We start from the raw sequence: 22,850 nt of genomic DNA, 5'->3' as shown, positions 1-22,850 counted from the left end.
GCGGTGGATCTCGCGGTGCGCGACCGCGGCCGCTCGTGGGTCATCGCGACCAACCGCGCGGTCTTCCGGATGCTGCGTGTCGTGCGCCAGCGCGGGCTGTTCCCCTGCGCCGATTCGTTCGACACCGCGCTGGCCTCACTGCGCGCGTCCTGAGCCGCCGGCACCTGCGCCCCGTCAGCGCCTCCTGCGCCGTCAGCTCAGCAGGATTCCCGTCGCGAGTCCGGCGTACATCAGTGTGCAGACCATGAGTACCCAGGCGCAGGCCTGCCAGATCGCCCAGCGGCCACCGGCCCGCCACGTGCGGTATGCCAGTACGAATGCCCACAGTGCTCCGACGAGGAGCACGATCGTGGGACCGATCGCGAGGATCGTGCGCGCCGGCTCGTGGCACACCGCGCTGCCCGTGTCGGGGCAGGTGTCCGAACCCGTCGCGGCGAGCACCGCGCCGACCACGAGCACCAGCAGCGCCGCGACGAGGAAGCTCGCGCCGAACTTCGTGGCACGGGACGCCGTGGCGGGGTCGTCCCAGCGCTTCTCGGCGTCGCGAGTGTTCCGGTCGCGGGTGTTCGGATCGTCCGTCATCTCGTCCCTTCCGCTCGGGTCCGCCGTGTCCCTCCACTGTATGCCGCGGGGACGACGCGGGGGTTCGAGTTGGGCGGGGACGACCGCTGTCACGCCTGGTCGGGGCGCATTCACTCGTCTCGGTCCGGTGCGATCCGCAGCGCGGTGATCGTGGTCGCGAGGCCGTCGTACTGCGTCACGAGTAGACAGAACTCGACGGCTTCGCGCGGCGGCAGATGGTCGGCGAGTGCCGCCCATTCGTCGTCGGTGAGCGTCCGCCGGGTCACGAGCGCATCGGTCGCGTGCAGCAGCGCGCGATGACGGTCCGACCACCCCGGCGCGTCGGGCCCGTCCGTGACGCGCCGGGCGAGTTCGCGGGTCACGCCCGCCCTGCGCCCGAGCCGCTCGTGATGCCGCCGCTCGTACTCGCACGACCGCACGTGCGCGACGCGCAGGATGACGAGTTCGGTGTCGAGGCGGGGGAGCCGGCCGAACGGCATGAGTCGCGCCGACAGGTGGAGCCACCCCCGGAACAGTCCGCGCGTGCGGCCGAGCGTGCTGAACAGGTGTGCGTCCGGGACACCGGCACCGAACGACAGGATCCGCCACAGCACCCAGTTGACGGGACCGAGTTCGGCGAACCGGCCCGGACGAACGCGGGGCTGGTGCGCTTCGGACAGGCGCTCGTCGGGCACGGGGCACCTCCTGATCGGGTGGCGCACAGCCTATGCGGCGCAGGCGCGTCCCGTCCCCGCGGCGCGCCGCCGGTCAGCCGCGCAGCCGCGACGCCATGTGCGCGAGCGACAGCGCCTGCTCGGCACGTTCGACGACGGTGTCGCGCGCCTCGTCGATGTGTGTCACGAGTGCCGCACGTGCCGCCGCGAGATCGCCCGCGACGAGGAACTCGCCGATCGCGATGTGATCGTCGATCGTCTCGCGCATGCGGCGCGTCGTCGCGTAGTCGAACATCTGGACGGGGCGCACCCGCACGTTGACCTGTTCGAGCGCCGTCGCGAGCGCCGCATTGCCCGATGCCGCGAGCAGCGCGACGTGGAACTGCTCGTCGACCGTCACGAAGCCGGCGTCCGGGGCGGGTGGGTCGCGGCGGAGCGCCACCCACCGTTCGAGTTCCGCCTCGATCGGCTCGAGGTCGTACCGGCGGCGTGGGTCCTCGAGGACGCGGTCGATCCCGCGCACCTCGAGCGTCGTGCGCAACTCGTACAGGTCCGCGAGATCCTCGACGCGCGGGCGATACGGGTAGAGCCCGTCCACCTCGCGCTGCACCAGCCCATCGGCGAGCAGGCGCGCCAGCGCCTCGCGCACCGGGGTGCGTGAGACGCCGTAGAGCTCACCGAGTCGCTCCTCGCCGAGCCGTTGCCGGGGGTCGAGCAGACCCGACATGAGGTCGGTGCGCAGCGCGCGGTACACCTGTTCGGCGAGTGGGGCGGCGCTCCTGCGTCGCGGCATCGTCTCGGCGCTCACTCGATCGGCGCGGCCGGTCAGATCGTCATCGCGGCGCGCACGTCGGAGACGACGGAGTCGATGTCGACGTCGGCACCCGCGCCACCCGATCCGGTCGACGTCACCCGTCCCGCTTCGAGAACGTAGTAGCGTTCCGCGGATTCGAGCGCGAAGCCGATGTGCTGCTCGACCAGCAGCACGCCGAGTCCGCCGCGTCGCGTGAGTTCGAGGATCGTGCGCTCGATCTCGGCGACCACCGACGGCTGGATGCCCTCGGTCGGTTCGTCGAGGATGAGCATCTTCGGGCTCGTGATGAGGGCGCGCGCGATGGCGAGCTGCTGCCGCTGGCCGCCCGAGAGCAGGCCGGCGCGGCGGTTCATCAGGCTCGTGAGGGCGGGGAAGAGGTCGAGCACCTCCTTGATCAGCGCACGCCCGTTCTTGCGGCCGTCCGCGACGACCTGGAGATTCTCCTGGGTGGTGAGCTGGCCGAAGGACTGCTGACCCTGCGGGACGTACGCGAGGCCGCGGGCGACGCGCGCCGACGGACGCAGCGACGTGATGTCCTCGCCCTCGAATCGCACCGTCCCGGAATTCGTCTTGACGAGGCCGACCGTGGCACGCAGCAGCGTCGTCTTGCCGGCGCCGTTGTGTCCCATCACGGCGACGACGCCGTCGGACGGAACGGTGAGCGACACACCGTGAATAACTTCGCTGCGGCCGTATCCGGCACGGACGTCGGACAGTTCGAGCATCAGCGATCTCCCTCCGTGGTGGCCTCACCGGATGGTGCCGCGGCCGAGTCGATGTCGTGCTCGCCGGCGGCCGCCGTTCCGAGGTAGACCTCCTGGACCTTCGGATCGGCCTGGACCTCGGCGACGGACCCTTCCGACAGTACGCGGCCCGCGTGCAGCACCGTGACCGACGTCGCGAAGGCACGCATGAAGTCCATGTCGTGCTCGACGACGACGACCGTTCGCTCACCGCCGATGCGGCGCAACAGGTTTCCGGTCTCCTCGCGCTCCTCGCTGCTCATGCCGGCGACCGGCTCGTCGAGGAGCAGGACCGACGAGTTCTGGACGAGGAGCATCCCGATCTCGAGCCACTGCTTCTGGCCGTGAGCGAGAACACCCGCCTTCGCGTCGCGATGCCGGCCGAGGCCGGTGATCTCGAGCGCCTCCTCGATGCCGGGCAGCACCTCCTTGCGGCGCCGCAGCAGCGTCAGCGGGCCGCGGTGCGCGCCCGCCGCGATGTCGAGATTCTGCAGGACGGTGAGGTCCTCGAACACGCTCGCGGTCTGGAACGTCCGGCCCACGCCGAGCCGGGCGATCCTGTGCACCTTCATCCCGAGCAGTTCCACGCCGGACTTGGTGACCGAACCCGTCGCGGGCACGAGGCCCGTGATCGCGTCGACCAGCGTCGTCTTACCGGCGCCGTTGGGGCCGATGAGAAATCGCAGATCGCCCTGCATGAGCGTCATGTTCACACCGTCGACGGCCTTGAATCCGTCGAACGTCACACGCAGATCCCGGATTTCGAGGTATTCGCTCGACATTCCGGCATTGCCGCCGCGCGCCGGGGTACGGCCGCTGCCGTCGGGAAGGTGGATCATCGGGTCGCCTCCGCCCGCTCGTCGATCTCGCTGTCGTCGTCCGGCTCCGGCCGGTCCGGCGTCGGACGGGTGCCTTCGGCGCTCGCGCGGCGCCGGCGCAGCAGGACGAGCACGCCCGCGATACCGGCCGGGAAGAACCCGACGACGACCACGAACAGCAGGCCCTGTGCGTACGTCCAGCCCGAGGGGAAGGTCTCGGAGAACGCACTCTGCGCCCAGGCGACCCCGATCGCGCCGAGGACGGGACCGAGAAGCGTTGCCCGGCCGCCGATCGCGACGCCGATGAGGAACGCGATCGAGGGGACGACGCCCACGTCGGCGGGCGAGATGATGCCCACGATCGGCACGAACAGCGCACCGGCGATACCGGCGAAGAACGCCGCCGCGACGTACGCGACGAGCTTGACGTTCGCGGGGTCGTAGCCGAGGAAGCGGACGCGCTCCTCCTGGTCGCGGACGGCGACGAGCAGCTCGCCGTACCGCGAGTACATCAGCTGACGGGTCAGCGCCACGACGGCGAGAAGGACGCCCGCAGCGATGAAGTAGAGCATCAGCTTGTTGGCGGGGTCGTTCAGGTTGAATCCGAAGAACGTCCGGAATCGGTTGAGCCCGTTGGATCCACCGGTCGACTGCTGGCCGACGAGCAGGATCGCGAACGCCGCCGCCAGCGCCTGGCTGAGGATGGCGAAGTACGCGCCCTTGACCCGGCGCTTGAAGACGCCCAGGCCGAGCAGCAGTGCGACGAGGCCCGGCAGCAGCAGGATGCCGAGGATCGCCACGACCGGGGAGGTGAACGGCACCCAGTAGCCCGGCAGTTCACGGATTCCCGCTATCTGCATGAAGTCCGGGACGCTGTCGCCGCGGAGTTCTGCGTCGGCGATCTTGAGATGCATCGCCATGATGTACGCGCCGAGGCCGAAGAAGACGCCCTGCCCGAGCGTGAGCATGCCGCCGCGGCCCCATGCGAGGCCGATGCCGACCGCGACGATCGCGAAGCACAGGAACTTGCCGAGCAGGCTCAGCCGGAAATCGCTGAGGACTGCGGGAGCGACCGCGAAGAGCACGATCGCCGCGAGTGCGAATCCGCCCCAGACCCGGACCCGCGAGTTTCCGAGAATCCCTGGGCCGGAGACGTTTCCGAAGCCCGTTGTCATGCTGTTCTCGGTCATACGAGGCTCCTCGTCTTGACGGCGAACAGACCCTGCGGCCGGGCCTGGAGGAAGATCACGATGATCACGAAGACGATCACCTTCGCGATCGACGCGGTCGTCGAGTACTCGATGAAGGAGTTGAGGATGCCGAGCGCGACGGCCGCGATCACGGTGCCCTTGAGCTGTCCGAGACCGCCGATCACGACGACCAGGAAGGCGTCGACGAGATAGGCCTGGCCGATCGTCGGGCTCGTGGACCCGATGAGCGTCAGCGCGACGCCCGCGACGCCGGCGAGCCCGGAGCCGATGAAGAACGTCGTGATGTCGGTGCGGCGGCTCGAGATTCCGCTCGTCTCCGCGAGATCACGGTTCTGCACGACGGCCCTGATCCGTCGTCCCATCGGCGTCGCCTTGAGTGCGACGGCGAGTGCGACGACACACAGCACGGCGAGCACGAGGATGAAGATCCGGGTGCGCGGCACGACCGCGCCGAGGATCTCCACACCGCCGCCGAGCCAGTCGGGGGACACGACGTTGACGGCGGGTGCGCCGAAGATGTCGCGTGCCAGCTGCTGGAGTATCAGGCCGACGCCGAACGTCACCAGCAGGGTGTCCAGTGGTCGGTGGTACATGCGCCGTACGAGAGTCGTCTCGAGCAGCGCGCCCATCGCGCCACCCACGACGAAACCGACGAGCAACGACACGAACAGTGACCCTGTCGCGCTCGACATGATCTGCTGCACAACGAAAGCCGTGTAGCAGCCGGCCATGATGAACTCGCCGTGCGCCATGTTGATGACGCCCATCTGCCCGAAGGTCAGCGACAGACCCAGGGCGGCGAGCAGCAGGATCGAGCCGATGCTCAGTCCCGTGAAGAGCTGTGCGATCACCACATCCATCGATGTGTGTCCTTTCTCGCGAACCGTGCTCGTCGGTGTCGTCCACCGGGGATCAGCTACCGAGGCCCTGCGCCCAGTCGTAGCCCTCGAGGTACGGGTCGGGCTCGATCGGGTCACCGGAGTCCCACACGGTGTGGATCAGTCCGTCGCCGCGAATCTCGCCGATGCGGGCGGTCTTGGTGATGTGGTTGTTCTCACCGTCGATCGTGACGGTGCCCTCCGGCGCGTCGAAGCTGACGCCGCCCGCGTTCTCCTTGACGTCCTCGACGTCGAACGAGCCGGCCTTCTCGACGGTGTTCTTCCACAGCCACACCGAGGTGTACGCGGCCTCCATCGGATCCGACGTCGGCTTGTTCTCGCCGTACTTCGCCTTGTACGCCTCGACGAAGGTGGTGTTCTCGGGAGAATCGACGGTCTGGTAGTAGTTCCACGCCGTCAGCTGGCCCTCGATGTTCTGCACACCGATACCGCCGACCTCTTCCTCCGCGATGGACACCGAGACGACGGGCATCTCCTCGGCGGTGAGGCCCACGTTGCGGTACTCACGGAAGAACGCGACGTTGGAATCGCCGTTGAGCGTGTTGAACACGGCGTCGGCGTCGGCGGTGCGGACCTTGTTGACGATCGTCGAGAAGTCGGTGGAGCCGAGCGGCGTGTAGTCCTCGCCCTTGATCTCGATGCCGTTGGCCTCCGCGTACGCCTTGATGATGCGGTTCGCCGTCTGCGGGAAGACGTAGTCGCTGCCGACGAGGTACAGCGACGTCACGCCCTGCTCCTCGAGGTAGTCGAGGGCGGGCACGATCTGCTGGTTGGTGGTCGCGCCCGAGTAGAAGATGTTGGGCGACGACTCGAGGCCCTCGTACTGCACGGGGTAGTAGAGCAGCGAGTTGTGGTCCTCGAAGATCGGCAGCATCGCCTTACGGCTCGACGACGTCCAGCCGCCGAACACTGCTGCCACGCAGTCGGCGGAGATGAGCTTCTCGGCCTTCTCCGCGAAGACCGTCGGCTCGGACGCCCCGTCCTCGCCCACGACCTGGATCTGCTTGCCGAGGACGCCGCCCTCGGCGTTGATCTGCTCGACGGCGAGTGCGATCGAGTCGCGCACGGTGACCTCGGAGATCGCCATCGTCCCCGACAGGGAGTTGAGCGAACCGACCTTGATCGTGTCGCCGGAGGTGTCGACGCAGGAGGTGCCGTTCGCGGCGGCGGTGTCGGCGCCGTCGGCGCGGGAGCCGCACGCCGAGAGGACCATTCCGACGGCGACGAGCGCCGCGGGTGCCGCGAGGGCGCGCTTGGAGAAGGTGCGCATGAACGAGCCTTTCCGTATCAGGGAAACCACAGACCGACGCGGCATGTACGCCGCTGCGTATACAACGCTGTATTCGGTGGCCCGAAGAGTAGAGAACCGTTGTTGCGCAGGAATGACTCCGCGTAAGAAGTTCGTGTCGAAGATTACGGCCGTGTGAACCCGCCCCCGCCGTTCTGCACCCCTGATGCTGTTCTGCACCCCTTTCGGGCAGCCGAAAGGGGTGCAGAACGACGGTAGGGGTGCAGAATCGCGGAGCGGACGTCAGCGGATGACGTACGGCGAGACCGAACTACGGTGTTCGTTGATGTCGAGGTCCTTGCCCAACGGGGGAAAGGCGCGCTGCGGACAGTTGATTCGCTCGCACACGCGGCAGCCCGCACCGATCGGGGTGCCGCGGTTCGCGTCGTCGAGGTCCAGGCCGTCGCTGTACACGAGCCGATGCGCATGGCGCAGTTCGCATCCGAGGCCGATCGCGAACGTCTTGCCCGGCTGGCCGTAGCGTTGCGCGCGTCGCTCGACGGTGCGCGCGACCCACAGATACCGCTTGCCGTCGGGCATCTGGGCGAGCTGAGTCATGATCTTGCCGGGATACGAGAACGTCTCGTACACTTTCCACAGCGGGCACGTGCCGCCGCTCGTCGAGAAGTGGAAACCCGTGGCGGACTGCCGCTTCGACATGTTTCCCGCGCGGTCGACGCGGACGAACATGAACGGCACACCGCGCAGCTTCGGGCGTTGCAGCGTCGAGAGCCGGTGACAGATCGTCTCGTAGCTCACCGCGTAGAACGCCGACAGTCGCTCGATGTCGTAACGGAAGTCCTCGGCGACCTCGTGGAACTGCGTGTACGGCAGCACCGTCGCCGCCGCGAAGTAGCTCGCCAGGCCGAGACGGGCGAGCTTCACCGAATCCTCGGACGCGAACTTCCCCTCCGCCACGAGCTCGTCGACGAGATCGCCGAACTCCAGCAACGCGAGCTCGGACGCGAACTTGAAGATCTGCTGACCCCGCGAGAGCCGCGGCGAGATCTCGAGGACGCGGTTCGCGGCGTCGTAGCGGTGGAGGACGTTCTCGCCGAGATCGATGCGCCGCACGATCTGGACGTCGTGCACCGTCTCGAGGCGTTTGGCGATCTCGCCGCCGACGTCGCCGCGGTGGAACCGCATCTTCGCGGTGAGGTCCTCGGCCGCGGCGTCGAGCTCGTGGATGTAGTTCTGCCGCTGATAGAAGTAGTCGCGCACTTCCTCGTGCGGCATCGTGATCGCGCCGCTGCCGCTGCCGTCGCTGAACCGCTCCTCGGTCGCCGCGGCGAGCTGCGACCGCGTGTTGCGGTAGCGGCGGTACATCCCGACCATCGCCTTCGCGATCCGTGGATGCGCGGCCACCATCTCCGCGATCTCCTGCGTGTCCGACTCGACGCCGATCTCCTCGTCGAGAGCCAGCTCGCGCATCTCCGCCACGAGCCGCGTCTCGTCCTGCGACGAGAAGAACGACGTGTCGACGCCGAACACCTCGCTGATGCGCAGCAGCACCGGCACCGTCAGCGGGCGGACGTCGTGCTCGATCTGGTTGAGATAGCTCGCCGAGATCTCGAGGCTCTTCGCCAGCGCAGCCTGGCTCATGCCCCGTTCCGCGCGCAGCTGACGCAGGCGCGCACCCACGTACGTCTTGGCCATGTGTCCAGGCTAGAAGCGTGCCGGTGGGTTAGCAACCAGCTGTTAACAGCCTTCACATCCGGTCAGAAGCCGGGGAACTCCTGCACCGTCGCGGGATCGACGTCCGGGAGCTCGAGCGGCGCCCCGAAATCGTGGTACCGATGCTCCTCGCCGCCGTTCTCGAGCAACCGGATGCGGCCGTCGTCGTCGACCGAGTACGTCATCGTCGTGGGCATCGACGCCAGCACCTGAGCACGCAGCGACGGGTCGTCGAGCACCGCCAGGTCACCCATCTGCGCGAGCGTCTCGTCCACGAGCGCCTCGTTGTCGGGGGTGACGACGTAGCGCGTCGTCGTCACGCCGTCGACCGTCTCGGTCCCGTCCGTCTCGACGCCACGTGCGCCGGTGACCGCTGCCTTGAGGTAGTCCGGATCGAACGAGTTGACCATCGCGGCGAACGGCCCGGGATCGTCGCTCGCGGCGCGGTACCACGTGTCGGCCTCGGCGCCGAGTGCGGCGCTGCCGAACCGAAGCAGGACGTCCTCGCCCGTCATGAGGTACTCGAACGATCCGAAGGTGTCGTCGGGCAGAACGAGATGCGCCTGCCGCGAGCCGTAGTCGACCTGGACCTCACCGGCGGCGGACCCGGAGGTGATCGTGATCCGCATCGGCCCCGAGTCGATCATGATGTCCATCGCCGCCTCGAGCCGTTCGGCGGGCGACGACGCGGACTCGTACGCGCTGGAGTCCACACCGGCGTCGCGGTCCGAGGCGAAGGACACCCCGATCCACGTCCCGGCGGCGATCACCGCGACGACCACGAGCGCCACGAGGACGATCCGGCGCGGGCCACCGCGCTGCGGCGAGGGCGGGGGCTGCTGCTCCGGAAACGACCGGGGCTGCGGGTACGGCTGGTTCACGAGATCCCCCTCGGAGTCGACGGCCGCGACTGCGCTGTGACCGCTCATGGTATCGAGCAGCCGCGGCCGGCGACCTCACCCCCCGGTGTTCTCGGACCTGGGTGCGCCGATGCCGGGATCGATGCGGTGCGGGCCGTCGGCGGACGGCGCGACGGGGAAGTCGAAGATCGCGGTGGGCAGATACACCGTCGAGCACGAGTTGGGGATGTCGACGACACCCGACAGGCGGCCCTCGATCGGCGCCGACCCCAGCAGCAGATACGCCTGCTCGGGGGAGTAGCCGAACTTCGTGAGGTAGTCGATCGCGTGCAGGCACGCCCGCTGGTACGACAGATGCGAGTCGAGATAGCGCTGCTCGCCGTCGAGCGTCACCGACGTGCCCGAGAACGCGAGCCACTCGGAGTACTGGGGGTCGGTGTTGCCGGGCATGAAGATGGCGTTCTCGCTCACGCCGTAGGTCTCCATCCCGCCCTTGATGAGATCGACGCGCAGGTCGATGAACCCGCCCATCTCGATCGCGCCGCAGAAGGTGATCTCGCCGTCGCCCTGCGAGAAGTGGAGATCGCCGACCGAGAGGTTCGCGCCGTCGACGAACACCGGATAGAAGACGCGGGTGCCCTTGGTGAGGTTCTTGATGTCCTGGTTGCCGCCGTTCTCGCGTGGCGGCGCCGTCCGCGCCGCCTCGGCGGCGGCGCGGTCGAACTCGGCACCGGTGAGCGAACCGAGGACGGCGTCCTGCGGCAGCGGGGGAAGCGCGAGCGGCGGAGTGCGGTCGGGATCGGTCGCGATGAGCGCACCCTCGCGGGCGTTCCAGCGCGCGAGCAGTTCCGCGGACGGCGCGGTGCCCATGAGGCCGGGGTGCACGATGCCGGTGAACTTCACGCCGGGGACGTGGCGCGACGTCGTGGTCTGACCGGAGAAGTCCCAGATCGCCTTGTAGGCGTCGGGGAACTGGTCGGTGAGGAATCCACCGCCGTTGCCGCGCGAGAAGATGCCGGTGTAGCCCCAGCCCTGACCGGCGAGCGGACCCGAGTCCTCCTGCGGAATCGGGCCGACGTCGAGGATGTCGACGACGAGCAGGTCGCCCGGCTTCGCGCCCTCGATCGCGAACGGACCCGAGAGCGTGTGGACGGTGCTCAGCGGGGCGTTCAGGATGTCGTCGGCGGAGTCGTCGTTGTGGATCGCGCCGTCGAACCACTCCCGGCAGTGCACGCGGAACTCGTCGCCCGGCTTCACGGTGACCGCCGCCGGGATGTCGGGATGCCAGCGGTTGTGGCCGACGATCTCCTGATCGGTGAACTTCTTGGTCGAGTCCAGTGGGAACACCAGTTCGGGCATGACGGCTCCTTCGAGGGGTTGCTCTCAGCGGGTGGCACTCACGGGCGGGGGAGCTTTCGATGGCGCGGGTCGGCCGATCGCGGCGTGCGGCGCGTGCGGGGCGAGCCCGGAAGGGAGTTCACGACGGCAGGTTCGTGCGCGCTGCGGGCGGCGTCGTCGAGTGCGCGCATCGCGGGAGAGCCGATCCGGCCGAGTGCGGGTGCTCCGACGCGCCGGCGCATCGATTCGCCGCACTCGGGGCACGGCTCGTCGTCCGGCACCGTCGCCATCGGATGGTGGCGCTCGATCGGCCCGCAATCCTGGCAGTGGAATTCGTACAGCGGCAACGTGTTTCCTCGTCCGTCTCCCGTGCGGCCACCGGTCGGGCGGGGTCCGCTCCCGTGACCGGAACGTATCCGAGGCCCGCCGGGCACGCAGCGCGAGCGCTCGTGAACCGACAGTAGCGTGAGGGACATCACTTTCGGTCGTTTCGTCGCATTCGGCCGTCCGGTCGCGTATCGGCGGCGATGCCCGTGGGGCCGGGGCCCGTGCGGCGGTATCGGGCCGTGAACAGGGTGAACATGTACTCGTCGGTAATATCGGCCCCGGCACCTCGGGCGCGACTGACGCCAGAACCTTCGCAATCTTTGCAACGGTGCCCGAAAAGCTAGCGAAGGTTGGCATTAGCAACTGCTAGACGGCCCTTTTTCGGTGTGTCATTCTCGACGAGTACCGACACGGAGCCTGGCAACGATGCGAAGTCGTACGGACGTACTGCTCACATCGCCCCGGCGCTCCGATATACAACGAGAAGTGGAGTCTTGATGTCGACCACCGGCACACCGAGGACCGCAGCCGAGATCCAGCAGGATTGGGACACCAACCCGCGCTGGAAGGGCATCACCCGCAACTACACCGCCGATCAGGTCGTGAAGCTCCAGGGCACCGTCGTCGAAGAGGCCACGCTCGCGCGTCGCGGCTCCGAGATCCTGTGGGACCTCGTCAACAACGAGGACTACATCAACTCGCTCGGCGCACTCACGGGCAACCAGGCCGTCCAGCAGGTCCGCGCGGGCCTCAAGGCCATCTACCTCTCCGGCTGGCAGGTCGCCGGTGACGCGAACCTCTCGGGCCACACCTACCCGGACCAGTCGCTGTACCCGGCGAACTCGGTGCCGCAGGTCGTCCGTCGCATCAACAACGCGCTCCTGCGCGCCGACGAGATCGCCAAGGTCGAGGGTGACACCTCCGTCGACAACTGGCTCGCCCCGATCGTCGCCGACGGTGAGGCCGGCTTCGGCGGCGCCCTCAACGTCTACGAGCTGCAGAAGGCCATGATCGCGGCCGGCGTCGCCGGCTCGCACTGGGAGGACCAGCTCGCGTCGGAGAAGAAGTGCGGCCACCTCGGTGGCAAGGTGCTCATCCCCACCCAGCAGCACATCCGCACCCTGACCTCGGCTCGCCTCGCGGCCGACGTCGCCGACGTCCCCACCGTCGTCATCGCCCGTACCGACGCCGAGGCCGCAACCCTCATCACGTCGGACGTCGACGAGCGTGACCGCGAGTTCCTCGACGGCACCCGTACGGCCGAGGGCTTCTACGGCGTCAAGAACGGCATCGAGCCCTGCATCGCCCGTGCGAAGGCCTACGCCCCGTACTCCGATCTCATCTGGATGGAGACCGGCGTTCCGGACCTCGAGGTCGCCAAGAAGTTCGCCGAGTCCGTGCGCAGCGAGTTCCCCGACCAGCTGCTCGCGTACAACTGCTCCCCGTCCTTCAACTGGAAGGCGCACCTGGACGACGCGACGATCGCGAAGTTCCAGAAGGAGCTCGGCGCGATGGGCTTCAAGTTCCAGTTCATCACGCTGGCCGGCTTCCATTCGCTCAACTACGGCATGTTCGACCTGGCGCACGGCTACGCCCGCGAGGGCATGACGGCCTTCGTCGACCTGCAGGAGCGCGAGTTCAAGGCTGCCGCAGAGCGTGGCTTCACCGCCGTCAAGCACCAGCGTGAGGTCGGCGCCGGCTACTTCGACAGCATCGCCACCACCGTCGACCCCAACACCTCGACGGCTGCACTGAAGGGCTCCACCGAGGAAGGCCAGTTCCACTAGGAACGACGGTTCTTCGTCACCCCCGGCCCACGGCCGGGCGGACCGAACGGGGGAGAGATCCACGCGGGTCTCTCCCCCGTGTCGTACCACCAGCACGACCACGAGTAGTTGCACGTTTCCCCGATGCACGTTTCCCCGATGCACGTTTCCCTGAGGAGGAGCTGACGTGACCAGCGAGAAGATTCAGCGCGTCGGCGTGATCGGCGCAGGTCAGATGGGCGCCGGTATCGCCGAGGTCTGCGCACGCGCACACGTCGACGTTCTTGTGTACGAGCGCACGCGCGAACTCTCCGCGGCAGGACGCTCGCGCATCCTCCGCTCGCTCGATCGCGGCGTCAGCAGCGGAAAGATCACCGAGCGCGAGCGTGAGCAGGCGGCCTGGCGGCTCCGCTTCACCACCGACCTCGGCGACTTCGCCGACCGTCAGCTCGTCGTCGAGGCCGTCGTCGAGGACGAGAAGGTCAAGAGCGACATCTTCAGCGAGCTCGACGGCGTCGTCACCGACCCGAACGCCGTGCTCGCCTCCAACACGTCGTCGATCCCGATCATGAAGCTCGGCATCGCGACCACCAAGCCCGAGCGCGTCATCGGCATGCACTTCTTCAACCCGGTGCCCGTGCTCCCGCTCGTCGAACTCGTCACGACCCTCAAGACGAGCAAGGCCGTGAGCGAGCGCGCCGAGCTGTTCGCGAGCGACGTCCTCGGCAAGCAGGTGGTGCACTCCGCCGACCGCTCCGGATTCGTCGTCAACGCACTGCTCGTGCCGTACCTGCTCTCGGCGATCCGCATGGTCGAGTCCGGCTTCGCGACGAAGGAGGACATCGACAAGGCGACCGTGCTCGGCCTCGCGCATCCGATGGGCCCGCTCGCACTGACCGACCTCGTCGGCCTCGACACCGTGAAGTCGATCGCCGACTCGATGTACGAGGAGTTCAAGGAACCGCTGTACTCGGCGCCGCCGCTGCTGCTGCGCATGGTCGAGGCAGGACTCGTGGGCAAGAAGTCCGGTGCGGGCTTCTACGAGTACGGCGAGAACGGCCGTACCGCCAAGAAAGCCAGCTGAGCCGCCTGCCCGTAGGCACCCCGCCCCCCTCCCCGTGCGGCGCAATGTCACATCGTTTGCGCTCGATGCGCACGATGTGACATTGCGGCACAGGGGCAAGGGGTGATGAGACAAGGGGTGATGATCGGTCCGTCCTCCCCGAAAGGTCGACAGCCATGACCAGCACCTTCGGTTCGAGCACTCCCGTCGGTTCGAGCACTCCCGTCGGCTCGAGCATCTTGGGCTACCCGCGTATCGGCCCTCGCCGCGAGCTCAAGCGTGCACTCGAGGCGTACTGGCACGGCACCGGAACCCGTGCCGAGCTCCTCGCTGTCGGACGCGAACTGCAGGAAGAGACCTGGAGCGAGCTCGCCGCGACCGGCCTCTCCCAGGTGCCCGGCAACACGTTCTCGTTCTACGATCACGTCCTCGACAACGCGCTCCTCTTCGGCGCCGTCCCGCCGCGGTTCGCGCCGTTGCGCGGCGAGATGGACGACCTCGACTTCTACTTCACACTCGCGCGCGGCAAGCCCGACTTCCCGCCCCTCGAGCTCGTCCGTTACTTCGGGACGAACTACCACTACCGCCAGCCCGAGGTGGACGAGAACACGACGTTCTCGTTGCGGTCCGACGACGTGCTCGACGAGTTCCATCGCGCGATGGCCCGCGACATCGAACTGCGGCCCGTGCTCCTCGGCCCGGTGTCGCTGCTGCTGCTCGCGAAGGTGAGCCCCACGAGCGAGCGCGACGGCTTCGCTCCGCTCGACCTGCTCGACGCCCTGCTGCCGGAATACGAGAAGCTCTTCGCGCAGCTCGCGAAGGCCGGTGCGACGTGTGTGCAGCTCGACGAGCCGTGCTTCACCGAGGACCGGGCGCCCGAGGAACTCGAGGCACTGCGACGTGCGTACGACACGCTCTCGACGGCGCCGCTGCGTCCGCGCATCCTCGTGACGGGCCAGTACGGCTGGCTCGGCGACGCCCTCGCGATCCTCGCCGGAACCGGCGTCGAGGCACTCGGCCTCGACCTCGTCGCGGGCAAGGTCAACCCGGACGAACTCGCGAAGGTGCCGGGGCTGCGGCGCAAGCGCCTCTACGCGGGTGTCGTCGACGGCCGCAACGTGTGGCGCGTCGACCGCTACAACACACTGACCTACCTGAACAAGCTGAAGGACGTCGTCCCCGACCTCGTCGTCTCGACGTCGACGTCGCTGCTGCACGTGCCGTACGACGTGCTCATCGAATACGACCTCCCCGGCGACGTCGCGGACCGGCTCGCGTTCGCGAAGCAGAAGGTCGGTGAGGTCGTCGCGCTCGCGAAGGCACTGACCGAGGGGCCGTCGGAGAAGTGGCGCAAGAAGCCGACCTCGGTGCACTTCAAGCTCAAGCACACGGTGCGTTCGCGGGTCAACGCGATCCGCCCCGAGCATCGCGTGCGCGCACCGTACGAGGAGCGCCGCGTCGCCCAGCAGGAACGGCTGAACCTGCCGCTCGTGCCCGCGACGACGCTCGGTTCGTTCCCGCAGACGGACGCGATCCGGCAGGCCCGCTACGAACTCGGTGCGGGCCGGCTCGAATGGGCCGACTACTACAAGCGGATCCAGGAGGAGATCGCCGACACGATCCGCCTCCAGGAGGACATCGGCCTCGACGTCCTCGTGCACGGTGAGCACGAGCGCAACGACATGGTGCAGTACTTCGCGGAACTGCTCGACGGATACGCCTTCACCCACAACGGCTGGGTGCAGGCGTACGGCTCGCGCGCGACGCGGCCGCCGATCCTGTTCGGCGACGTCGCGCGGCCGAAGCCGATGACGGTCGAGTGGATCGGGTTCGCCCAGTCGCTCACGGACAAGCCGGTCAAGGCGATGCTCACCGGCCCCGTCACGATGCTGGCGCGCTCGTTCGTCCGTCAGGACCAGCCGCTCTACGAGACCGCCGATCAGCTCGCCCTCGCGATCCGCGACGAGATCGCCGACCTCGAGGCCGCCGGGATCGCGATCATCCAGGTCGACGAGCCCGCCATTCGCGAGTTGCTGCCGCTACGCGACGACGGCCGCCAGGAGTACCTCGAGTGGGCGGTCGATGCGTTCCGGCTCGCGACAGGTGGTGCGAAGCCCGAGACGCAGATCCACACGCACATCACGTACTCGGGCAAGACGTCGGTCGTCGACGCGATCGAACGGCTCGACGCCGACGTCACCGCGATCGTCGCGACGCGGTCGATCGACTGGGTCCTGCAGGCTATCGAGGAGCGTGCGCTCACGCGCGGCGTCGGGCCCGGCGTCTACGAGAGCCGGTCGGCCCGGATCCCGGACATCGACGAACTCGACGAACTGCTCACGAAGGCGAGCGAGTCGGTGCCGCTCGATCGGCTGTGGGCGAATCCGGACGGTGGTCTGAAGACGCGCCACTACTGGCAGCTCGAGCCGTCGCTGCGCAATCTCGTCGCGGCCGCACGCCGGTTGCGTCGCCGGGCGGAGAAGGCCGGTTCGGAGGACTAGCCGAACCCGGGGAGTGGCTCGCCTCACGCTCCGCCCAGCTGATCGCGCAGCTGGGCGAGCGTGCGGGTGAGCAGCCGCGAGACGTGCATCTGCGAGACGCCGACACGCTCGGCGATCTGGGTCTGCGTCATGTTGCCGAAGAACCGCAGCATGACGACGGCGCGTTCGCGGTCGGGCAGTGCTTCGAGGAGCGGCCGCAGCGTCTCGTGGTTCTCGACGTTCTCGAGCGCGGCGTCGTACTCGCCGAGCGTGTCGACGACGGACAGTTCGCCGGGACGCTCGGACGTCGTGCTCTCGACGGACACCGTCTTGTACGCGTTTCCCGCGACGAGGCCCTGCGCGACCTCTTCGGTGTCGAGGCCGAGATAGTCGGCGATCTCGCTCGCGGTGGGCGCGTGACCCAGGCTCTGTGACAATGCCGACACCGCCTGTCCGATGGACAGGTGAAGCTCCTTCATCCGGCGCGGAACGCGCACCGCCCAGCCCGTGTCACGGAAGTGACGGCGCACCTCGCCCATGATCGTGGGGACGGCGAACGAGACGAAGTCGGAGCCGCGTTCGACGTCGTAGCGGTCGACGGCGTTGACGAGCCCGACGCGCGCCACCTGGACGAGATCGTCGTGGTTCTCGCCGCGTCCGTCGAACCGACGGGCGATGTGCTCGGCGAGCGGCAGGCACCGTTGCACGATCGCGGTACGCAGCGCCGATCGTTCGGGGTCGGCCCGGGGCAGCGCCGCCAGTTTCTCGAACGTCGCGTGGACGTCGTCGTACTCGTCGGTTCCGCGCGGCCGGCTCCGGTGTGCCGGAGGCTGCGTCACGAATACGTGCCGTTCGTCTTCGTGAACTCGAGGGTCGTCAGGTATCCGGCGGGGTCGGGCTCCTGGCGCGTGTCGACCGAGTCGGTGAGCGCGTCGAGGACGTGCCAGCCGAAGGACCGCGTGTTCGGGTACTCGGCGTCGACGGTCGTGGTGGACACCGCGACCGAGAGCGTCCGATCGACGTACTGCAGACGGCACACGAGGACGGCGTCCTCCGTGGACCGCGTGATCAGGTAGGTACAGATCTCGTCCATCGCCAGCCGGATGTCCGCGATCGAGTCGACATCGAAATCTTCGTGCACGGCGATGGCGGCCGCGAGTGCTCGCAGAACCGGCAGCTGGTCCGGTGTGGCGCGGATACGCAACTCGACGACAGGATTCGCTCGATCCTGTTCGGGCTGAATTGTCTTGGTGTCAGCCATGAGACCTCCGAGTCCGGCACACTGGCGTCGCCCGGCGAAGCCGGTGACACGTCCTGCGAGTCGACACTTCGCTCGGAATACCGCATTCGGGCGGTATCCAAACACATCGATCGCGTCGTTTTCGTGGCCAATCGTTGCAAACGTGTCGCGGTTGCACAACGCTGGCAGCGTCGCGGCGCCGCCATCGTGATCGTGCGTGGCGGCTCCGCCTACCGGCTGGTAGCATTTTCCGCTTTTCTTCACCGCACGGGAGCCATTCGGGTCCGCGGCGGCGCCGATACACAGCGCGAGTAGGCGCGCAGTGCTTCCTCCGCGACGGCGAGCCGGCTGTAGCGCTGCTCGACCCGCTCGCGCGCTGCGGCACCGAACGACTTCGCGACGGCGGGATCGTCGAGGACCGACGAGATCGAGTCGGCGAGGCGGCGCGCCGACCCCGTGGGCACGATCCGCCCCGTCGCACCCTCCGACACCACCTCGCGCAGCGCGCCGACGGCGGTGCCGACGACGGGAATCCCGCAACTCATCGCGCGCAGTGCGAGCGTGGCGTCGCTGGTGTGTTCCGGCGCGCACACGACGACGTCCGCCGATCGCAGCAGCGCGGGCAGGTCGGCGTCGTCGACGCTACCGAGCATCGTCACCCGATCGGCGACGCGATGCCGGCGCGCGGTGGACGCGAGTTTCTTCGCGGCCGAAGCGGCGTCTCCGTCGACGCCGCCCGCGATCGTGAGTTCGGCGTCGGGGACCCGCTTGAGTGCTTCGATCCCCGCCGCGAAACCGTTGTCGGTGTCCACGTCGCCGACCATGAGGATCCGCCGGAGTTCGCCGCGTTCGGCGGCCGGGCCGTGCGGCGAGAACAGGTCGACGTCGACGCCGTGCGGGACGATCGTCGTCCGCTGGCGCGGGATGCCCATGTGGGCGAGTTCGAAGACCTCGTCGGCCGACGTCGCGAGGATGCGGGTCGAGCCGCGGGCGATGAGCTGCTCGAGCCGGATGCGGTCGTTGAGTGCGCGCGAGGTCCGCTCGGTCGACCGCGCCTCGACGGCCCCGAGGGTGTGGAAGGTCTGTACGACCGGGATGCCCAGCATCTTGGTCGCGAGTTGCGTCGCGATGCCCGACATCCAGAAGTGCGCGTGGACGATGTCCGGTCGCACCTGATCCCACTCGCCTTCGAGGAACCCGCCGAACTCGCCCATCAGCGGCAGTGTCCGCTCGTCGGGGAGGAGTTCGAACGGCCCGACCGGGACGTGGACGACGGTGTATCCCTCGGGTGCTCGTTCACGCTCCGGCACGTCGGGATCGGTACGCCGGGTGTACACGATCACGTGGTGTCCGCTGCGGGCGAGCGATTCGGACAATGCCGCGACGTGCGCGCTCTGATGCGCGGATTCGGGGACGGGCCGCAGCGGGTTCGCCTGCTGGGACACCATGGCGATCGAGAGCGGTCTCGAGTCGGCGAGCGCAGGGCGCATGTCGGATGACCTTTCGTTCGAACGGCAGCTGTGACGCACGAAGCGTCCGGCGGGCGAAGACGGCGGGCGGCGATGCTCGGCCGGCGATACGGACGCACCGACAGGTGTCTTCCCCCGCAGCGCGCGTCCGAAACCTGCCCGCGGTCGTGCGGCACGCGCAGTAGGGTCGGACGCCATGGCCGATCCGTTCGTCAAGCGCCGCTCGCCCGCGCCGCCGGGGTTCTTCGAGGCCGAGGCGGCCGGTCTGCGGTGGCTCTCGGACGGGGGAGCGCGGACGGCGACGGTGCTCGCCGTCGACGACGAGCACATCGAGCTGGATCGCGTCGCGACGACCGGGCCGTCGCGCGAGAACGCGCGGAGCTTCGGCGGACGGCTCGCACGGGTGCACGATGCCGGCGCGGCCGAGTACGGGAGCCCACCCGCCGGCTACACGGGCCCGCTCTACATCGGGCAACGCGAGATGGGAGCGGGTATCGACGCGTCGTGGGGACGCTTCTACGGCAGGGAGCGGGTGCGGCCGTTCCTCGGGGAGGCGGTCGACGCGGGACACCTCACCACCGGCGAGCGCGACGTCGTCGAGCGGGCGTGCGACCTGGTCGAGTCGGGAGCGTTCGACGGCACGACGACGGCGCCCGCGCGGCTGCACGGCGACCTCTGGAACGGCAACGTCCTGTGGACGCGGGACGGCGTCGTGCTCATCGATCCCGCGGCACACGGCGGGCATCGCGAGACGGATCTCGCGATGCTCGACCTGTTCGGATGCCCGCATCTCGACGAGATCGTCGCGGCATACGAGAGCGCGAGTCCGCTCGCCGCCGGGTGGCGCTCACGGATTCCGCTGCACCAGTTGCATCCGCTCGCGGTGCACGCCGCCGGCCACGGACGTGGCTACGGGATCGCGCTCGCGGACGCCGCGCAGCAGACGCTCGCGCTCGCGTGAGCGTCGTCAGATCCAGTCGAACGGGGGCGCACCGCGTCCGTCCACCATGTGGCTGCCCCACAGATCCCGGCCCGTGACGACGACGGTCACGGTCGCGTCGGGAGTGTCGACGGTCAGTTCGGTTCCGGTGGGCAGGTCGAGATCCGGGAGCGCATCGGCGAGGCCGCGGACCCGTCCGTACCAGTGGAAACGGCCGCTGATCGGCTCGAACGAACCCATGAGATCGACCGTCGTGTCGATAGCGGTGGGTGCGCCGGGCACCGAGACCGAGGCGTTGCCGCGGTAGCCCTCGGATTCGCCCATGTGGTCGAAGCCCTCGCTGCGCAGCTTGCCGTAGGTCGGTTCGCCGGGCGCGGTGGCGTCGGCGGGCGTCGTGTCGTCGCTCATACCGCGACAGTACCTGTAACCCCCGGTTACATGATAGATGTCACGTCTCCGGGCCCGTCGGGAACGAGTGGTCGGCCGCACGGAACCTCGTGGGGGAGCCCTTCATCTCGGCGATTCCCGAGATCCCACCCCACAGCATCATCGTGAGATAGGCGATCAGATCCTCGGTCGACATCGAGCGGTTGGAGATCCACCAGTGCGTCGCCAGCTGGACCGAGCCCACGACGCCGTACGCCCACGGCACCGAACCGCCCGAATCCATGTCGAGCGCACGCAGCTTCTCGCCGAGAACCGACGCGAGGACCTCCGCGATCATCCGCTCCGAATCCGCGACGACGCTCGTGTCCGCGCCCTGCCCGTTGGACATCACGTACAGATAGATCTCGGGATCGGACGCGACCGTCTCGACGTACGCCTTGATCGTCGCCTCGGTGAGCTCGAACTCGCTCATGTCGCTCGAGACGGCGGCGTACACGCGCGGCGCGAGCGTCGTCTGGACGTACCGCATCATCGTCGCGTTCATGAGATCGCTCTTGTCCGAGAAGTATCGATACAGGACCGTCTTGGACACGCCGATCTCCGACGCGATCTCGTCCATCCCGATGTCGCGGCCGTGCAGCCGGATCGCGCTGATCGTGCCGTCGACGAGCTCTTCCCGGCGCGCGATCTTGTGCTCGCGCCACCGCCGCTTGCGGCCGTCCGACTTCGCCGGAGCGTCGGGCTTCGCGGGAGGTGGCGTGTCGCCGTTCGTCGAGGGCTCGCTCGTGGTCTCGTCCGTGGCTCCGTCCGAGGACACGGGCACCTCGCTTTCGTTCGTTCGGCTGCCGGACGCCGGTCGGCGCACGCACTGCTCTCGTAGAGCTTAATCCGAAGCAATGGTTCGCCGCCGCGCCTCGTCCCGGCCCGCGGGCCCGCGTGGGCACAATGGTCCGGTGACGACGGAACTCGGGCTCGGCGCCTTCGACGACACCGTGAAGCGACGCGAACTGCGCCGCATGAAGGTGGTCGCGACGGGCTTCCTCGTGCTCGCGACGGTGATCTACCTCTATTGCCGCTGGCAGGAGACCCAGGGCGCAGGCCCGTGGGTCGGCTACGTCCGTGCGGCGTCGGAGGCCGGCATGGTGGGTGCGCTCGCGGACTGGTTCGCCGTGACTGCCCTGTTCAAGCATCCGCTCGGCCTGCCGATCCCGCACACGGCGATCATCAAGCGCAAGAAGGACCAGCTCGGCCAAGCGCTGTCGAGCTTCGTCGGCTCCAACTTCCTGTCGGCCGACGTCGTCGTGAACAAGGTCGCGGGGGCGCAGGTCCCGCTGCGGCTCGCGACGTGGCTGGCGCAGCCCCGCAACGCCGAGCGCGTCGCCGCCGAGACGGCCGTCGTGCTGCGCGGCGTCGTCGAGGTGATCGACGACGAGGACGTCCAGGCGATCATCGATCAGACCATCGTCCACCGGCTGGCCGAGCCGGAATGGGGTCCGCCGCTCGGCAAGCTCCTCGAGGAGTTGCTGCGCGAGAATCGTCAGCTGCCCGTGCTCGATCTGCTCGCCGAGCGCGCGCACGAGTGGGCGCTCGGCAGCCAGGACACGATCGACCGTGTCATCAGCAGGGACTCGCCGTCGTGGTCGCCGAAGTTCGTGGATCTGCTGCTCGGCGAGCGAATCCACAAGGAACTCGTGGACTTCACGTGGAAGGTCCGGTCCAACCCCGATCACGAGGTGCGGCAGGCGGCGAACCGGTTCCTGGTGGACTTCGCGCAGGATCTGCAGAACGATCCCGCGACCATCGCGAAGGCCGAGAAGATCAAGACCGAGATCATGGGCCGCAAGGAGGTCACCGGGCTCGCCGAGGCTGCGTGGCGCGTCGCGAAGCGCCTCATCATGGAGTCGGTCGACGATCCGACCAGCACGTTGCGGCGCAAGGTCGCCGAGAACGTCGAACTGCTCGGCGCACGGCTGCGCGACGACGACGCCCTGCGCGGCAAGGTCGACGCGTGGCTCGAGAAGGGCACCCGCTACGTCAGCGAGAACTACACCGACGAGATCACGACGATCATCAGCGACACCGTCGAGCGCTGGGACGCCGCCGAGGCGAGCCGCAAGATCGAGATCCAGGTCGGCCGCGATCTGCAGTTCATCCGGATCAACGGCACGGTCGTCGGCGCGCTCGCGGGTCTGACGATCTACACGGTCTCGGCGATGATGTTCGGCGTCGTCCACTGACGCCCTGCCGACCTGCAGTGCAAGCCCACTGCTAGCAAAATGCTTGCAATAGTTAGCACTC

General features: G+C 68.4%; 22 protein-coding genes. 5 read left to right on the top strand and 17 right to left on the bottom strand.

Features of this window, described 5'->3' with window-relative positions; genetic code table 11:
- Nucleotides 1-192: 192 nt before the first annotated feature.
- The 12 genes from RR1_RS01775 to RR1_RS01720 form a co-directional block, all read right to left on the bottom strand.
- The gene (locus RR1_RS01775) at nt 193-582 is read right to left on the bottom strand and encodes a hypothetical protein (protein WP_010838039.1); all 390 of its coding nucleotides are present in this window, start codon (nt 580-582) and stop codon (nt 193-195) included.
- Between the two features lie 110 nt (nt 583-692).
- Nucleotides 693-1,256, bottom strand: coding sequence for a carboxymuconolactone decarboxylase family protein (locus RR1_RS01770; RefSeq protein ID WP_010838038.1), 564 nt, complete (start codon nt 1,254-1,256; stop codon nt 693-695).
- A 73-nt stretch (nt 1,257-1,329) separates the two neighbouring features.
- Nucleotides 1,330-2,028: a GntR family transcriptional regulator gene (locus RR1_RS01765; RefSeq protein WP_040772973.1), complete on the bottom strand. Its 699-nt coding sequence runs from the start codon at nt 2,026-2,028 to the stop codon at nt 1,330-1,332.
- Between the two features lie 32 nt (nt 2,029-2,060).
- On the bottom strand, nt 2,061-2,774 hold the full coding sequence (urtE, locus tag RR1_RS01760; protein ID WP_010838036.1) for an urea ABC transporter ATP-binding subunit UrtE: 714 nt from the start codon (nt 2,772-2,774) through the stop codon (nt 2,061-2,063).
- A complete protein-coding gene (gene urtD / locus RR1_RS01755; protein ID WP_010838035.1) occupies nt 2,774-3,631 on the bottom strand; it encodes an urea ABC transporter ATP-binding protein UrtD in 858 nt (285 codons plus the stop codon). The genes urtE and urtD overlap by 1 nt, the downstream gene beginning before the upstream one ends.
- The gene (gene urtC / locus RR1_RS01750) at nt 3,628-4,785 is read right to left on the bottom strand and encodes an urea ABC transporter permease subunit UrtC (protein WP_051111146.1); all 1,158 of its coding nucleotides are present in this window, start codon (nt 4,783-4,785) and stop codon (nt 3,628-3,630) included. Before urtC ends, urtD begins: the two co-directional genes overlap by 4 nt.
- Before the next feature lie 11 nt (nt 4,786-4,796).
- On the bottom strand, nt 4,797-5,681 hold the full coding sequence (urtB, locus tag RR1_RS01745) for an urea ABC transporter permease subunit UrtB (protein ID WP_010838033.1): 885 nt from the start codon (nt 5,679-5,681) through the stop codon (nt 4,797-4,799).
- A 52-nt stretch (nt 5,682-5,733) separates the two neighbouring features.
- Nucleotides 5,734-6,990 carry an urea ABC transporter substrate-binding protein gene (gene urtA / locus RR1_RS01740; RefSeq protein WP_010838032.1) on the bottom strand — a complete coding sequence of 419 codons (1,257 nt, stop codon included), beginning with the start codon at nt 6,988-6,990 and terminating at the stop codon, nt 5,734-5,736.
- A 261-nt stretch (nt 6,991-7,251) separates the two neighbouring features.
- Complete coding sequence (gene ramB, locus RR1_RS01735; RefSeq protein WP_010838031.1) at nt 7,252-8,664, bottom strand: acetate metabolism transcriptional regulator RamB; 1,413 nt, start codon at nt 8,662-8,664, stop codon at nt 7,252-7,254.
- Nucleotides 8,665-8,726: 62 nt separating this feature from the next.
- Nucleotides 8,727-9,611 carry a hypothetical protein gene (locus tag RR1_RS01730; RefSeq protein ID WP_010838030.1) on the bottom strand — a complete coding sequence of 295 codons (885 nt, stop codon included), beginning with the start codon at nt 9,609-9,611 and terminating at the stop codon, nt 8,727-8,729.
- 27 nt (nt 9,612-9,638) lie between these two features.
- Nucleotides 9,639-10,901, bottom strand: a complete 1,263-nt coding sequence (gene fmdA, locus RR1_RS01725) for a formamidase (protein ID WP_010838029.1) — start codon at nt 10,899-10,901, stop codon at nt 9,639-9,641.
- Nucleotides 10,902-10,939: 38 nt separating this feature from the next.
- Nucleotides 10,940-11,227, bottom strand: a complete 288-nt coding sequence (locus tag RR1_RS01720) for an FmdB family zinc ribbon protein (protein ID WP_010838028.1) — start codon at nt 11,225-11,227, stop codon at nt 10,940-10,942.
- Between the two features lie 477 nt (nt 11,228-11,704).
- Between RR1_RS01720 and aceA the strand changes: the two genes are divergently transcribed.
- The 3 genes from aceA to metE all read left to right on the top strand — a co-directional run bounded on the left by aceA (nt 11,705) and on the right by metE (nt 16,537).
- A complete protein-coding gene (gene aceA, locus RR1_RS01715) occupies nt 11,705-12,994 on the top strand; it encodes an isocitrate lyase (RefSeq protein ID WP_040772956.1) in 1,290 nt (429 codons plus the stop codon).
- 166 nt (nt 12,995-13,160) lie between these two features.
- Nucleotides 13,161-14,057 (top strand): 3-hydroxybutyryl-CoA dehydrogenase, encoded by an 897-nt coding sequence (locus RR1_RS01710; protein WP_010838025.1) that lies wholly within the window; start codon nt 13,161-13,163, stop codon nt 14,055-14,057.
- 155 nt (nt 14,058-14,212) lie between these two features.
- Entirely contained in the window at nt 14,213-16,537 is a 2,325-nt protein-coding gene (gene metE, locus RR1_RS01705; RefSeq protein WP_010838024.1) for a 5-methyltetrahydropteroyltriglutamate--homocysteine S-methyltransferase, read from the top strand.
- Nucleotides 16,538-16,560: 23 nt separating this feature from the next.
- Here the strand turns inward: metE and RR1_RS01700 are convergent, their stop codons facing one another.
- The 3 genes from RR1_RS01700 to RR1_RS01690 all read right to left on the bottom strand — a co-directional run bounded on the left by RR1_RS01700 (nt 16,561) and on the right by RR1_RS01690 (nt 19,246).
- The gene (locus tag RR1_RS01700; protein WP_010838023.1) at nt 16,561-17,355 is read right to left on the bottom strand and encodes a SigB/SigF/SigG family RNA polymerase sigma factor; all 795 of its coding nucleotides are present in this window, start codon (nt 17,353-17,355) and stop codon (nt 16,561-16,563) included.
- Nucleotides 17,352-17,777, bottom strand: a complete 426-nt coding sequence (locus RR1_RS01695) for an ATP-binding protein (RefSeq protein WP_010838022.1) — start codon at nt 17,775-17,777, stop codon at nt 17,352-17,354. The genes RR1_RS01700 and RR1_RS01695 overlap by 4 nt, the downstream gene beginning before the upstream one ends.
- Before the next feature lie 239 nt (nt 17,778-18,016).
- Nucleotides 18,017-19,246, bottom strand: coding sequence for a glycosyltransferase (locus RR1_RS01690; RefSeq protein ID WP_010838021.1), 1,230 nt, complete (start codon nt 19,244-19,246; stop codon nt 18,017-18,019).
- A gap of 175 nt (nt 19,247-19,421) precedes the next feature.
- On the opposite strand from RR1_RS01690, the gene RR1_RS01685 reads away from it, so the two are divergent.
- Nucleotides 19,422-20,186, top strand: coding sequence for a fructosamine kinase family protein (locus tag RR1_RS01685; protein ID WP_010838020.1), 765 nt, complete (start codon nt 19,422-19,424; stop codon nt 20,184-20,186).
- 6 nt (nt 20,187-20,192) lie between these two features.
- Here RR1_RS01685 and RR1_RS01680 read toward each other — a convergent pair whose 3' ends face one another.
- Together RR1_RS01680 and RR1_RS01675 are read right to left on the bottom strand one after the other, a co-directional pair.
- Nucleotides 20,193-20,573, bottom strand: coding sequence for a DUF4873 domain-containing protein (locus tag RR1_RS01680; protein ID WP_010838019.1), 381 nt, complete (start codon nt 20,571-20,573; stop codon nt 20,193-20,195).
- A 40-nt stretch (nt 20,574-20,613) separates the two neighbouring features.
- A complete protein-coding gene (locus RR1_RS01675) occupies nt 20,614-21,369 on the bottom strand; it encodes a TetR/AcrR family transcriptional regulator (RefSeq protein WP_010838018.1) in 756 nt (251 codons plus the stop codon).
- 79 nt (nt 21,370-21,448) lie between these two features.
- On the opposite strand from RR1_RS01675, the gene RR1_RS01670 reads away from it, so the two are divergent.
- Nucleotides 21,449-22,789, top strand: coding sequence for a DUF445 domain-containing protein (locus RR1_RS01670; protein WP_081634142.1), 1,341 nt, complete (start codon nt 21,449-21,451; stop codon nt 22,787-22,789).
- Nucleotides 22,790-22,850 lie beyond the last annotated feature (61 nt).

This window comes from Rhodococcus rhodnii NBRC 100604 (genome assembly GCF_001894925.1).
In the GTDB taxonomy this organism is placed as follows: domain Bacteria; phylum Actinomycetota; class Actinomycetes; order Mycobacteriales; family Mycobacteriaceae; genus Rhodococcus_F; species Rhodococcus_F rhodnii.
Note: the sequence above shows the minus strand (reverse complement) of the source record. Positions and strands in the feature narration are given on the sequence as shown.